The organism is Aliivibrio sp. S2TY2, assembly GCF_028765525.1.
GTDB classification, from domain to species: Bacteria; Pseudomonadota; Gammaproteobacteria; order Enterobacterales; family Vibrionaceae; genus Aliivibrio; species Aliivibrio finisterrensis_A.
Genome location: NZ_JARACS010000005.1, coordinates 244,638 through 258,442, shown reverse-complemented (window position 1 = coordinate 258,442; position 13,805 = coordinate 244,638). Strand labels below are relative to the sequence as shown.

The following is a 13,805-nucleotide window of genomic DNA, read 5'->3' as shown; positions in this document are numbered from 1 at the left end:
TTAAGTAAAACTAAACCGAGAGTATAGCTACTCTCGGTTTTTTATTTTAATTAACACCTTAAGCATACATAGATATCGATTTTTTACCGTTTGTGCACTACGTTTATTCTAGATAATAAAAATAAATGGTGCGTTATGATATCTCGAATAAAAAAAATAAAAGAGAAGTTGTTATTTCCACTGCACATTCATATATCGATGTTATTTATTGTAATGATCGTCGTAATCTGTTCGGTACAAATATACATAACCAACAAAGGCATCAATCAACTTTTACTTGAAGCTACCTCAACCATTTTTGACCGAATATCAACCGATACCAGATCCTCAATAAGAAGCGAATATAGACCTGCATTTAACGCAATAGCTAAGCTATCCAGAAGAGATATCGTCCACGCCGAAACAGTAGAACAGCGCAACGCTTACTTTACCGAATTAGCAATGCTATTAGATTTACATAAACACGTCTCAACTTATCGTATTTCCTTTCCAAATGGCGATTGGTTTGGCGTTGGTATATTAGGCCACTCCTCATTTAGAACAAAACTAAATACTCCAGAAAATGCCTACTATTTCTTCATCAATCATGTCTCTGCCATCGAAAATAAAACGACTGTTTTTTTCTATGATGATCAATCTCGTTTTATCCGTTCAGATAAACTTAAGGAGCATCAATATGACCCAAGAAATGAGAATTGGTTTAAAAATTCGACCAAGGAGAAAATCGTTTTATCCAAACCTCGTTACTTTCCAGGATTACAGCAGTTTGGTTTAACTATTCATAAGAAAGCAGAAAATAACGTTGTTGTAAGTGCTGATATTTTAATGGACAAACTCAGTCACGTATTAAAAAGTACGACTATCCATCCCTCCTCTCTTAGAGTGCTTTATGATGAAAAAAATATTGTTTACGCAAGTAATGCCCTTAAGCTCGCTTTAATAAAAAAAGAAGAAAGTAAAATCATTAATTTGAGTAACTTATTTAGCGCCGAGGTGCTAGATACCATTAATCATATTAATTCAGACCAAAAAATCGAACAATATCAAAGTAATGGCGAAAGTTGGTATGGAAAAATATTTTCGATTCCAATTAATACAGAGCGATCATTAAATTTATTGATAGCAGTAAAAAAATCAGACCTATTATCTGGCGCACATATTATTCAACAAAAAACCATTTGGTGGTCTTTCGCTATTCTTATTCTGTCGATTCCTTGTGTCTATTTTGTATCACAAAGAATATCAAAGCCAATCCAGCAGGCCACAGAGCAAGCACGGTTAATATCCACATTTGATTTCTCATCTATCGATCACACGCCAACCAAAATACTTGAAATAGCAAATCTAACGAGATCTATTTCTAGTATGAAATCAGCAATAGAAAACTACTTCAATCTAACGAATTCAATATCAAAAGAGAATAATTTTGATGAATTAATAAAACTTATTGGTCGTAGCACTGCCAAAGCAACAAAAGCAAACGCGGCTTATCTTTACCTTATCAATGACGCAGAAACGCACATAGAGCCTCAATTTGCATGGAGAGCCACCACACAAAATGAAGACATTAGTCAATTAGAAAGCTTTGCTCTAAATGATGAAAAAATAGCAAAAACCATTGAACAGATAATGGTCAAAAAGAAACCCTTTGAAAACCTGAATATTAATAAATTCGACAAACAGGAACAGAATAAATTGGGTTTAGACAGTGAGCAAATATGGTCTATCACCTTCCCTTTGTTTTCTAGGGAAAAACAAACCATAGGGGCAATGATATTAGTGTTTGATGTGAAAGAGAGTGAATACATTCGTAATACTCAATTTCACTACTTTGAATCATTAATTAATTATACTGCCATTGCTCTAGATGGAAGAAAAATGCAACAAAATCAAAAAGATTTACTCGACTCCTTTATTCAAATAATGGCAAGTACGATTGATACAAAATCACCCTATACCGGAAACCATTGCCAGAAAGTACCGTTATTAACCCAATGGCTCTCTCAAGTGGCGAGTAATTCTTCTACTCCACCATTTAACGATTTCAAACTGAGCTCCACACAACAAGAGGAGTTAAGAATTGCTTCGTGGTTACATGATTGCGGAAAAATAACCACGCCAGAGTACGTCGTTGATAAAGCAACAAAACTAGAAACTATTTATAATCGAATTCATGAAATAAGAACAAGATTTGAAGTATTAAAACGCGATGCTGAAATAAACCAATGGAAGGAAGCATTTAGCCATTCATTACCCATTGAACATAAAGAGAGATTAAAACAAGAATGGCTACGATTAGATGAAGAGTTTGCCTTTATTGCTAAAATAAACGTTGGAGATGAGTTTTTATCCGCACAAGACGCAGAACAAATACAAAAAATTGGTCAACAAACATGGATACAAACCTTAGATAATAGCCTTGGTCTTGCGTGGGAAGAAAAAGCACGCCTGAATAATTCGAATAACACCCCATTGCCTATGACGGTGACTCTACTACAAGACAATCAATCTCACCTAATTCCTAGGGAAAGCAATGCTGATCAAGATCCACGCTTTACATTACAGCCTCCAGAACACAAAAATAACATTGGTGAGGCCTATAATTTATCGATTCAGCGCGGTACATTAAATAATGAAGAACGATTTACAATAAATGATCATATTATTCAGACCATTAAAATGCTAGAAGCTCTCCCGTTTCCAAAAACAATGAAAGATGTACCAAAAATAGCAGGTGGTCATCATGAAAAAGTAGATGGCACAGGTTACCCTATGGGACTTAAAGCAGAAGAAATGCCACTCACTGCACGAGCAATGGCTATTGCTGATATTTTTGAAGCACTTACCAGCCATGACCGACCATATAAAAAGGCAAAAACATTAACGGAATCTTTAAAAATCATGAGCTTCATGGTTAAAGATAAACACATCGACAAAGATCTATTTAATCTATTTTTAACCTCAGGTCTTTATAGTAAATATGCAGAAGCACACTTAAAGCCAGAACAGTGCGATAACGTTGATATTCATAATTATCTAAGCTAATCGTATTCGCACTGCTTTCTGGCTTATTGAGTACTACAACTCTAAATAACCTCCCACACTTCGCTATGTTTTACTTCTTTGTACCTGTAAATATAGGAGCAAATTATTCCTTTTATTTTTTACTGGTCACGACTCTCTGCGCTAGCATAGATCACCATCACATTTTGCTGTTTTCTTAATCTTGATTTAATGACATATCTCACAGTAACCATTGGTAAAACTTATTACTATAATTTTACTAAAAACATCCAAATTTTATTAACTAAAATTATAAACTCATAACCCAAACGCAAACATACTAGGGATACAATTATTATGTCTGATTCTTTACGAGGGACAATTGGCAAATTTGCCTTGCTGTCGATGACAATGGCGGCGGTATTCAACGTTCGTAACATTGTTAATAACAATATTGAGCTAGGATTAAGCTCTGCTCCTATCTTTTTATTCGCAACGTTAGTTTACTTTATCCCTTTTGTTTTTATCATTGCAGAATTTGTGTCTGCCAATAAAAACTCAGAATCTGGAATGTACGATTGGTTAAAGCAACCTCTTGGTACCAAAATGGCTTACCTAGGCTCGTTCCTTTATTGGTTTGTAAATCTATTCTGGTTTGTCTCTCTACTTCCTAACGTAATTGCTTATGCTTCTTATGCAATGTTAGGTTATGAGTATGCTTTCTCTCCTGTTGTCACTTCTGTTATCTCGATTATTTTATTTGCAGCTGCGACGCATATCTCCACCAAAGGTGCATCTTGGTTAGGTAAGATATCTGAAATGGTTGCTTATGGTGTCTTTGCTCTATTTGGTATTTACGTTATCGGTGCACTAATGGCACTAGGAGGCGATCATACTCCAGCTCAACCAATCACAATGGAAGCCATGACCCCAACGATTAACTGGGCAACACTGGGTATTATGTGTTGGATTTTCCAAGCCGCCGGTGGTGCAGAAACTGCCGCTGCTTATTTGAAAGATGTAAAAGGCGGTCAAAAGACGTTTATTAAAGTTATCATCGCAGCAGGTATCTTAATTGGTGCTATGTACGCTGTAGGCTCTTTACTTGTCAACGTATTCGTACCACGCGAAAGCCTAACCTACGCAGGCGGTATGGTTGAAATATTTACGGGTATGGCTCAATACTTCAATATCTCTGAATCATTAGTTGGTCGCTTTGTGGGTATTGTTCTTTTCATCGCAATGTTTGGTTCTATGATGATGTGGACTGCAGCGCCTGTTAAAATTCACTTCTCTGAAATCCCTCAAGGTGTATACGGTGAAAAAACGACAGAACTAAATGAACACGGTGTTCCTGTTCGTGCAGCATGGTGGCAGTTTGCTTTTGTAGTTGTGATGCTAGTTGTTAACGGCTTTGGTTCTGAATCAGTACAAGAAATGATGAGCACGGCTATTAACCTAACAGCCGGAACAGCAATGCTTCCACCAATCTTCATCATGGTTGCTTACTTTGTTTTCCGCTTGAAGCATGATGATACCCCTCGTGATTTCCGTATGGGCTCGCGTAAAGTAGGCATGGGTGTGGTATCAATACTTATCACTATCTTTGTGGTAAGTATGACAGCATCAGCTTTCCCAACGGGTGTTGATTTAGTTCAAGCATTCTTCATTAATGTATTTATGACGATGGTATTCTCCGCTCTTGCATACTGGTGGATCTCTCGCTTTGAAAAGAAGCAAGCAAAAGCCATTGAACCAAAAACAGCTACAGTAAAATAGGTAGAAATCAAATTAGCATTTAGTTTCTCTAAATAATACAAAGGCACTGATACCCCCAGTGCCTTTTTTGTCTCTAAAATTACGTTGAGAATAAGATTACTTATCTCAATTCTTTTCTAAAAAACACGTGTAAATTAGAACTTTTTATAAGTAAAACTTTAGGTAAATATAGGTAAAAATCGTTTTCTCTCGCTCACACTTATCTCTTACTCCTCTATTCCAGCCCCTAATTTCTAGCTATCCTTTTCTTATTGATAAGTTACTCCGTAGATACCTAGTTTCGGTTCTTTCCTATCAAACAATAACAATAATTTTTCTATTACAGTGAGAAACTCTAATTATGAAACCTACTTTTGCAAAGCTGTCATTACTTTCAACTCTACTTTTAGCAGCTAATGTTCACGCTATTGAAACCGACTTTTACGGAGAAATGGGAATTGGTGGTCGCACCTTCTTTGATGGTGATGATAAAGGCCGTTATAGCGATGGTACTTATATTGAAGGAGGCCTTGCTATTAAAGAAGGCAACTGGTTTGGTCTAATTTACGGCGAAGGCTGGACAGTACAAGCCGATGACGAAGGCAATGCTTGGGCTACTGGCCACGGTTGGGGAGGCTTTGAAGGTGGTATCAACCGCTTTTATGCAGGTTATAGAACAGATTCCGGAACTGAATTTATTGCGGGTCGCATTGACTCCTCTTTAGATGATATTCAATGGTGGGGTGATGCAACTCCAGAAAATGGTTACACCTTACCTAACACACGAGATGTAAATGTAGGTATTAAGATCCGGAATGAAGTTGGGGGACTTCGTTACAGTGTTTCTGCTGCTCCTGAGTCTGATTTCTCTGAAGACGATGCCTTAGTTAACTTTGGTAAATACGATGAATACGCAAATAAATACAGCTATGCCGCCTTTGTAAATGGTTATGTGCAGTATGATATTGCCGAAGATTTAACCTTACTTGGTGGTGCTGAATTTACCGATGGCGATGGCGAGATGTACTTAATCGGAGCTGAATATAAAACCTTAGCCGCTCGAGTTTGGCATCATACCGATCAAGGTAACGACATTAGTGAAGGTACAGAAACCGGCATCATGACCAGTGCTTATTATGAAGTGGCTAAGGGCGTTTACCTTTCTGCTGCATATAACTATGCCAATACTAAGCTTGATACAGCCGAAGATGAAACGACCTCTTACATCAATGGTGGTGTTTGGTATGAATACGCCGATGGTAAATTTGCTACCGCGATTGATACTAAGTTTTTCATGAGCAATGACACGACAGATTCAGCCAACGAAATATTTATCATGCAGTACTATTACTGGTAACTACATCACACTCTTCCTGAACTCAGCTTCATTAAATGAGACTGAGTTAACGGACAGCTGTTCTATTTATCAATAACATCCATTAAGTTAAATTTACTAAACCTTTACTAAATCAATTATAAGAATTTAATTATGAATTTAAAAATTTCTGCACTTGCTGTTGCTACTGCCCTTTTTGCTATGGGCTGCGCACAAACATCACCTACAGACCTTAACTCTAATGAGCTTAAAGCGGCACAATTTAAAGACGTGATTGATCGCACGGGTTCCCCTGAATATATGCGTGATTACGATTTTGATGATCACCAACGTTTCAACCCATTCTTTGACATGGGCTCTTGGCACGGTCATCTACTACCAGACAACGATGATGGTATGGGTGGGTTCCCAGGAACAGCTTTACTTACCGAAGAATACATTAATTTCATGGCAAATAATTTCGACCGCCTAAGTGTATTTAAAGATGGCAAGAAAGTTGAATTTACCATGGAGGCGTACAGCCTTCCTGGTGCATTAGTGCAAGTATTAAGCTCTGATGGCGTAAAAATAGAAATGACACTGCGCTTTGCAACAAACCGCACTTCTTTAGTTGAAACTAAAATCACAACCAACTCACCTGTTGAGCTTGTTTGGGATGGTGAGCTAATCGAAGGTAATCACGCAAAAGAAGAAAAATCTCAATCAGATAAAACCATTGCTGAAGCATACCCTGATTATGATCGTCACATTGAAGCAACAGATGATGGTCTAAAAGTGACTTTTGGTGAAGTTCGTGCTACTTGGTCTTTATTAACATCAGGCGACTCTGAGTACCAAGTTCATAAATCAATTCCTACGGCGACTACCGTTAATGGTTTAAGCTTTACCTCTAAAGCAAACATTGAGCAATCCACCACAATTTATACTACGTATTCCCATGTATTAACCGCTGAAGAGAGCCAAGCAGAGCAAGCTAAAATCACAGACATTTTAGCAAATCCGAATCAATACTTAGTTGCGACTGAAAAACGTTGGGAAGAATACCTTGATAAAGGCTTAACCAACCCAAATGCAACTCCTGAACAAGAGCGCGTTGCAGTAAAAGCAATGGAAACGCTTAATGGTAACTGGCGCGGTGCTGCTGGTGCAATGGAGTTTGACTCTGTAACACCATCTGTAACCGCTCGTTGGTTCTCAGGTAACCAAACATGGCCATGGGATACATGGAAACAAGCGTATGCAATGGCGCACTTTAACCCAGAAGTAGCAAAAGATAATATTCGCGCTATGTTTGCGTATCAAATTCAAGCAGATGATACCGTTCGTCCTTGGGATGCTGGTTTTATTCCTGATTTATTAGCCTACAACACAAGCCCTGAGCGTGGTGGTGACGGTGGTAACTGGAATGAGCGAAACACAAAACCAAGTCTTGCTGCATGGGCAGTAATGGAAGTATACAAAACCACTGAAGATAAAGCGTGGTTAGAAGAAATGTACCCTAAATTAGTTGCTTATCATGATTGGTGGTTACGTAATCGTGATAACAATGGTAACGGTGTTCCTGAGTATGGTGCTTCACGCGATAAAGCACACAATACAGACAATGGCGATATGCTGTTTACGGTTGAACGTGGTGATAAGAAAGAAGAATTTGCTGGCCTAAATAAATACCAAGAGATCATAAAATCTGGAAACTATGACCACATTGAGATCCCAGCACAAACGGCAGCGTCTTGGGAGTCTGGTCGTGATGATGCCGCAGCTTTTGGTTTTATCGATAAAGATCAATTAGACGCTTATGTTGCAAATGGTGGTAAACGCTCGGATTGGGAAGTGAAGTTCGCACAAAATCGAGATAAAGATGGCACGCTTTTAGGCTATTCTCTACTGCAAGAGTCTGTTGACCAAGCAAGCTACATGTTCAGTGACAACCAATATCTAGCTCAAATGGCTGATATTCTAGGTAAAGATACTGATGCAAAAGAGTTCCGTGAAAAAGCCGATAAATTAGCAAGTTACATCAACACTTGTATGTTTGATGAAGGTACTGGCTTCTTCTACGATATCCGTATTGAAGACAAACCATTAGTAAACGGCTGTGCGGGTAAGCCAATTGTTGAACGTGGCAAAGGCCCTGAAGGTTGGTCACCACTCTTCAATAAAGCGGCAACCCAAGCAAATGCTGACGCTGTTGTTAAAGTGATGAAGGATACCTCTGAATTCAATACTTACATTCCATTAGGTACGGCCGCACTATCTAGCCCTGCATTTGGCCCTGATATCTATTGGCGCGGGCGCGTTTGGGTTGACCAGTTCTACTTTGGCCTAAAAGGCATGGAAAGCTACGGCTATCGTGACGATGCGGTTGAAATGGCAGGTGCATTCTTTGATCACGCTGACGGTCTAGTTGGTGACGGTCCTATCCGTGAAAACTACAACCCACTCACTGGTGATCAACAAGGTGCACCAAACTTCTCTTGGAGTTCAGCTCACCTTTACATGCTTTATAATGATTTCTTTACTTCTGAAAAGTAATTGAATGTATTAAATAACAAATAGAAAAAAGGGATATGAATCACATCATATCCCTTTTGCTTTTATGCTCTATATTATTTCATCATTGTGATACTGATTTTGCTTTACAGCACTCCGGCATTGAATGCCCTGAAAGCACTAACAAACCAGCAAAAATACCTAGATTTTTAATGAAGTTTTGCATCTCATGTGCGCCTTCCAATCCTGAATAATTCCAGAAATCATGCAGCGACACATTAATGACTAATACTAATCCTGCCAGTAGTAAGGCAACTATCCATGTAAAACGGTTTGCTATTAATAAAATAGCAGCACCAATTTGAAAAATACCTGCAAGCCCTAACAGGACAGGAACAAATGGCATGTCATGCTTTTCCATTAATTGGATGTGCATATCCCATGACACAAATTTCATGATACCTGGAACCAAGAAATACAGTGCCAGAAGTACACGACCTACGGTTAGTAATAGAGTATTCATTTAATCAATCCCTATGAATTAAAGTGCAACACCATTCACTGATAATTTCACATCAATATTGCCTTTCACGGCATTTGAGTACGGGCAGACTTGGTGTGCTGTTTTCACTAATTGTTGAGCTTGCTCTTCATCTAATTCTAACGTTACCGCTAAAGCAACCGTTAATGCAAAACCACCCGTTGCGTTCGGACCAATACCCACTTCAGCCGTTACAGGAGCCTGAGTTAATTTGACTTTCATCTCACGAGCCACGTGAATAATTGCATTTGAAAAACACGCAGAATAACCAGCCGCAAACAGTTGCTCAGGGTTTGTTGCTTCACCGGTTCCACCCATTTCTTTTGGGTAACTTAGCGCAAGATCAAGCATGTTATCGTCAGTTGTGACCTGACCATTACGCCCTGCAGAAGCGGTTGCTGTTGTTGTATATAACGTTGTCATAATGATGTCCTTTTATCGAATAGCACTGAGATATTTAATTACCCACAATTAAATTGCGCGCAATTTTATTTCGGTAAGTATAAGTCGATTTAAAGATAAAAAACAAGTATATTGTGCACAATCTAGTTTTATTTTTGGTATGAATATGAATAATAACCTTGAACTATCTACTCAAGAAGAGAGTGATTCCCCCCAACTATTGCTTAAAAATCAAGTTTGTTTTTCTCTTTATAGTGCCTCAAACGCAATGATCAGAGCTTACCGCCCACTCCTAAGCAAACTGGATCTTACTTATCCACAATACTTAGCAATGATGGTTATTTGGGAAAGAAATGGCATCAATGTAAAAGAATTAGGTCAAGAGCTGCACCTAGACTCAGGAACCTTAACACCTTTATTAAAACGCCTAGAAGTGAAAGAAATCATTACTCGCCAACGCAGCACTCAAGATGAACGTATTCGACAAGTGTTTCTCACAACTAAAGGCGTCAAGTTAAAGGAGCAAGCACTCGCTGTTCCTAATGCTATTTTTTGCAAAAGCCAATTAGAGATTGAAGAGCTACAACAATTAAAAGCAACTTGTGAAGCCTTACTAACCAATCTAGAAAATAATTTTAAGTGACTTATTTCACACAATTATAAGCTCTTCTATCAATAAAGAGCTTTTCAAGGCATTGATTTTTGATCATCTAGGAGTACACTGCGCGACACAGATGTATATAACTAGAGAAAAAAATGAAAAAAATCACTATTGCGCTTGCACTACTTATCACTTTAACTGGTTGCCAGGCTACTCAACGTCAAAATGCAACCACAGGTGAAACAGAAACAAACTCAGCGACCAAAGGCGCTCTTGCTGGTGTTCTTGCGGGTGTTGCTATTGGCCTTGCTAGCGGCGATAACGCAAAAGAGCGTCGTAAAAATGCACTTATTGGCGCTGCAGCTGGTGGCGCGGTTGGAGGCGGTGTTGGCTATTACTTTGATAGCCAAGAAAAAGCATTACGTAACGAGCTAAAAAGCTCTGGTGTTCAAGTTGAACGTGTGGGTGAAAACGAGTTGAAGCTAGTAATGGATAACGGCATTGGTTTTCAATCAAGCTCTTACCAATTAGATTCTAGTATTTACAATACATTAAATGGTGTGGCTCGTATTCTTGTTGAATACCCAGATACAGCTCTTCAAATTGACGGTCATACGGACAGTTCTGGCAATGCAACAAAAAACCAAACACTATCAGAGCAACGTGCTGATTCTGTTCGTACTTACCTAATCAAACAAAAAGTAGCCGCTGGACGTGTTCATGCCCGTGGCTACGGTGAGCGTTACCCTGTTTGTGATAATTCTACATCGCAAGGCCGTGCTTGTAATCGCCGTGTAGAAATCACCATTCTTCCGCTTAAATAATTGTTAATAAAAATAAAGTTACAAGATAACTGTACATAAACACAGTTATTTATTGGCTTTCAGTATTTACTGTTATAGAATCAAAAATCCCCCGAGATGTTAAGCATCAAGGGGGATTTTTATTTGAAGGCTAAATTCTATTTCTTATTGAACTGCGTCTTCTATTTTATCGACAACAAGATCTTTCCCATCAACGATTGTTTCTTGTACTTTCTCAAAGGCATCCGAATCCATAACATTTTGAACTTCATCGCCATAGTTCATACCAATATAAATTCCTAACGCGATGAACAGTAATGCAAATATTTTAAACATAATCACTTATCTCAATAATTCAGCCTTCATTTTACAAAAGAATTCTTAGAAAACCTATGGCAAATTTCAGTACTCATTTAAATGTTGCCGCATTGGCATCAGGTGTGACTTCCGCTGCCCTATTGTCAGCGAATCACATCGAACTTAATACCGCATTATGGTTGTGGTTTTTAGGCACTATTGGTGGCCTATTACCTGATATCGACTCTGATAATTCAACCTCGTTAGATATCATATTTAATCTATTTACTATTTGTATCGTACTATTGAGCATACGTTACTTTACTAGTGATGCTATCGATGAAAGGCAGTTTTTACTTCTCATTGGTTTACCTGTTGTGATTCATCTGTTTATCAAATTCGGCATCCGTAATGTATTTGAATGGCAGACTATTCATCGTGGCATCTGTCACTCTTTATTATTTCTGTTATTTTGTGGACTATTCACGACGAATATTACGTGTTTTATTCTGAGTGATGATGTTAAAGGCTGGGATCATATTGCTTGGCTTTCTGGGGCATTTGTTTTCGCTGGTGGGGTAGTTCATTTGCTTTTAGATGAGCTCTACAGTGTTGATTTAGCAAACGTTCGTATCAAACGTTCCTTTGGCTCAGCCTTAAAACTAACTGATTTTTCTAATCGACCTTTATCTGCTTTGTTTATTATAGCCAACGCGATACTCTTTTGGTTTGCACCACCTGTTCACTCCACTATTATCGCACTAAGTGATTGGCGTTTCTTTAAATTATGGTAATAAGCCACTAGCGCACATAAAAAAGCACAAGAACTTTTCAATTCTTGTGCTTTAATCAATTTATTGCTGTATGTAATTACAAAGTAAATCGAGCGACTAGTTCAGACAACTCGTTTGCTTTCTGATTCAACAAAATACCACCAGCACGGTTTTGGCTCGCTAGTTCTGCTGACTCTGAACTTTGATCTGATACAGAAACAATACGCTCAGAGATCTCTTGACCTACAATGCTCTGCTCTTGAGTAGCCGTTGCAATTAATGAGTTCATTTCCATAATAGTATTTACTGATACTAAAATGTGACCTAATGATTCAGACGCAGCCACCGCTTTATTTACAGTCAGTGTACTGAAGTTTTTGCTAGATTCCATGACTTGAACCGCAGAATCAGAGCCTGACTTCAACGCCTCAATACGCTGATGTATTTGCGCAGTGCTCTCTTGAGTACGACTCGCTAACTTACGAACTTCATCGGCAACAACGGCAAAACCACGCCCTTGCTCACCTGCCCTTGCCGCTTCAATTGCCGCATTTAGAGCCAATAGGTTAGTTTGCTCTGCAATATCTTGAATTACAGATAAGGTGCTTGCGATGTTCTGCACATCACCTTCTAGCTTCGAGATAACATTGCTTGCTTCATCGAGTTCTGCTGCTAATGTTTTCACTGACTCTGACGCTTCATTTACGGTTTGCATTGCCACTTGAGCATTATTATCCGCATCTTGAGCTGAGTTTGCCGCTTGCTCTGCATTTGAAGAAATCTCATGCGATGATGTGGTTAACTCGGTCATCGCCGTCGCAATTTGCTCTGTTTCTGAGCGCTGATTAATAACAACGGCATTCACTTGAGCAGAGCGCTCTGACATATTAGTTGTTTCAGCTACGACATCACGGCTTACGTGCGATACATTCGTAATGATTTCATGCAGCGATTTAACAAATAAATTAAAATTCGTGCTTAATTGATTGAACTCAGAAACAGTAAAGTGAGGCATACGTGCTGTTAAATCGGCATCGCCTGAAGCAAACGATTTGATTGATGCATCAAACTGCTGGATTGGGGCCATAATACTTTTATTAATCAATGAGCCAAGTACCGTAACTACCGCAATAATAACAAGAGTAAACAAAACAATAGTTTGCATACTCTCTGATAACTGTTTATCGCTTAACGCTTTCATATTATTAATCACAGCATCGACGTCATCGGTGTAGAAACCAGTGCCCACGATTAGATCCCACTTTGAAAAATAAACACTGTAAGCCAATTTTGGTAATGCCACTGTTTCATTTAATTTAGGATAATAATACGTAGAGTAACCAGAAGATTTTTTGGCCGCTGTAATAATATCTTGAATAAAATAATTGCCTCTTTTATCTTTCATGTTCCACATGTTATTACCAATATCATTGGTATTTCCTTGCAAAATACGAACACCATTAGAGGTAAAGCCAAATAAATAACCTGTATCTGCAAATTGTACTGGCTTTAATGACTCTAACACTTCTTCTTTGGTTTTATCTTGTTCAGCAAAATGCTTTAACTCTGACGATACAATATCCAAGTAAGATTTCAGCTCGACTCGCTTCATTTGCATCATCTGCGAACGTGTCATGTCCACTTGAGCTTGGTTTAATGCTCTGGCTTCCTTATAGGTCATCGCCATTATCAACAATGATGTTAATACAATAGGCAGAATCGCAAGTAAGTACAATCTTGCTTTAATTGATAGGTTCATTTTACTCTCTCTGGGCTCAAGTTATATCTTCAATTAATA

General features: G+C 38.4%; 11 protein-coding genes. 7 read left to right on the top strand and 4 right to left on the bottom strand.

Annotated elements, in window-relative coordinates; genetic code table 11:
- The first annotated feature begins 135 nt into the window (after positions 1 to 135).
- From PVK63_RS10765 to ygjK, 4 genes are all read left to right on the top strand, one after another.
- The gene (locus PVK63_RS10765) at positions 136 to 3,045 is read left to right on the top strand and encodes an HD domain-containing phosphohydrolase (protein ID WP_207215655.1); all 2,910 of its coding nucleotides are present in this window, start codon (positions 136 to 138) and stop codon (positions 3,043 to 3,045) included.
- Between the two features lie 315 nt (positions 3,046 to 3,360).
- The gene (locus tag PVK63_RS10760; protein WP_130086461.1) at positions 3,361 to 4,782 is read left to right on the top strand and encodes an amino acid permease; all 1,422 of its coding nucleotides are present in this window, start codon (positions 3,361 to 3,363) and stop codon (positions 4,780 to 4,782) included.
- A gap of 340 nt (positions 4,783 to 5,122) precedes the next feature.
- Positions 5,123 to 6,118 (top strand): protein YgjJ, encoded by a 996-nt coding sequence (ygjJ, locus tag PVK63_RS10755; protein ID WP_130086462.1) that lies wholly within the window; start codon positions 5,123 to 5,125, stop codon positions 6,116 to 6,118.
- Positions 6,119 to 6,250: 132 nt separating this feature from the next.
- A complete protein-coding gene (ygjK, locus tag PVK63_RS10750; RefSeq protein ID WP_130086463.1) occupies positions 6,251 to 8,632 on the top strand; it encodes an alpha-glucosidase in 2,382 nt (793 codons plus the stop codon).
- 82 nt (positions 8,633 to 8,714) lie between these two features.
- On the opposite strand, the gene PVK63_RS10745 is transcribed toward ygjK, so the two are convergent.
- Entirely contained in the window at positions 8,715 to 9,113 is a 399-nt protein-coding gene (locus PVK63_RS10745) for a DoxX family protein (RefSeq protein ID WP_130048290.1), read from the bottom strand.
- Positions 9,114 to 9,131: 18 nt separating this feature from the next.
- Positions 9,132 to 9,554 carry an organic hydroperoxide resistance protein gene (locus PVK63_RS10740; RefSeq protein ID WP_130086464.1) on the bottom strand — a complete coding sequence of 141 codons (423 nt, stop codon included), beginning with the start codon at positions 9,552 to 9,554 and terminating at the stop codon, positions 9,132 to 9,134.
- Between the two features lie 145 nt (positions 9,555 to 9,699).
- Here PVK63_RS10740 and PVK63_RS10735 point away from each other — a divergent pair, with 145 nt between their 5' ends.
- Both PVK63_RS10735 and PVK63_RS10730 read left to right on the top strand, forming a co-directional pair.
- Positions 9,700 to 10,176, top strand: coding sequence for a MarR family winged helix-turn-helix transcriptional regulator (locus PVK63_RS10735; protein WP_130086465.1), 477 nt, complete (start codon positions 9,700 to 9,702; stop codon positions 10,174 to 10,176).
- 113 nt (positions 10,177 to 10,289) lie between these two features.
- Positions 10,290 to 10,958 (top strand): OmpA family protein, encoded by a 669-nt coding sequence (locus tag PVK63_RS10730; RefSeq protein ID WP_130045401.1) that lies wholly within the window; start codon positions 10,290 to 10,292, stop codon positions 10,956 to 10,958.
- Between the two features lie 144 nt (positions 10,959 to 11,102).
- On the opposite strand, the gene PVK63_RS10725 is transcribed toward PVK63_RS10730, so the two are convergent.
- Entirely contained in the window at positions 11,103 to 11,273 is a 171-nt protein-coding gene (locus PVK63_RS10725; protein WP_122032018.1) for a hypothetical protein, read from the bottom strand.
- A gap of 56 nt (positions 11,274 to 11,329) precedes the next feature.
- On the opposite strand from PVK63_RS10725, the gene PVK63_RS10720 reads away from it, so the two are divergent.
- Complete coding sequence (locus PVK63_RS10720) at positions 11,330 to 12,028, top strand: metal-dependent hydrolase (RefSeq protein WP_130048287.1); 699 nt, start codon at positions 11,330 to 11,332, stop codon at positions 12,026 to 12,028.
- Positions 12,029 to 12,104: 76 nt separating this feature from the next.
- Here the strand turns inward: PVK63_RS10720 and PVK63_RS10715 are convergent, their stop codons facing one another.
- A complete protein-coding gene (locus PVK63_RS10715) occupies positions 12,105 to 13,766 on the bottom strand; it encodes a methyl-accepting chemotaxis protein (RefSeq protein ID WP_130086466.1) in 1,662 nt (553 codons plus the stop codon).
- Positions 13,767 to 13,805 lie beyond the last annotated feature (39 nt).

What these genes read in the sequence shown, in the direction of transcription:
- ygjJ (WP_130086462.1), top strand. Translation starts at nt 5,123, where the DNA reads ATGAAACCTACTTTTGCAAAGCTGTCATTACTTTCAACTCTACTTTTA.
- PVK63_RS10735 (WP_130086465.1), top strand. Translation starts at nt 9,700, where the DNA reads ATGAATAATAACCTTGAACTATCTACTCAAGAAGAGAGTGATTCCCCC.
- PVK63_RS10745 (WP_130048290.1), bottom strand. Translation starts at nt 9,113, where the DNA reads ATGAATACTCTATTACTAACCGTAGGTCGTGTACTTCTGGCACTGTAT.
- PVK63_RS10720 (WP_130048287.1), top strand. Translation starts at nt 11,330, where the DNA reads ATGGCAAATTTCAGTACTCATTTAAATGTTGCCGCATTGGCATCAGGT.
- PVK63_RS10740 (WP_130086464.1), bottom strand. Translation starts at nt 9,554, where the DNA reads ATGACAACGTTATATACAACAACAGCAACCGCTTCTGCAGGGCGTAAT.
- PVK63_RS10765 (WP_207215655.1), top strand. Translation starts at nt 136, where the DNA reads ATGATATCTCGAATAAAAAAAATAAAAGAGAAGTTGTTATTTCCACTG.
- PVK63_RS10730 (WP_130045401.1), top strand. Translation starts at nt 10,290, where the DNA reads ATGAAAAAAATCACTATTGCGCTTGCACTACTTATCACTTTAACTGGT.
- PVK63_RS10725 (WP_122032018.1), bottom strand. Translation starts at nt 11,273, where the DNA reads ATGTTTAAAATATTTGCATTACTGTTCATCGCGTTAGGAATTTATATT.
- PVK63_RS10760 (WP_130086461.1), top strand. Translation starts at nt 3,361, where the DNA reads ATGTCTGATTCTTTACGAGGGACAATTGGCAAATTTGCCTTGCTGTCG.
- ygjK (WP_130086463.1), top strand. Translation starts at nt 6,251, where the DNA reads ATGAATTTAAAAATTTCTGCACTTGCTGTTGCTACTGCCCTTTTTGCT.
- PVK63_RS10715 (WP_130086466.1), bottom strand. Translation starts at nt 13,766, where the DNA reads ATGAACCTATCAATTAAAGCAAGATTGTACTTACTTGCGATTCTGCCT.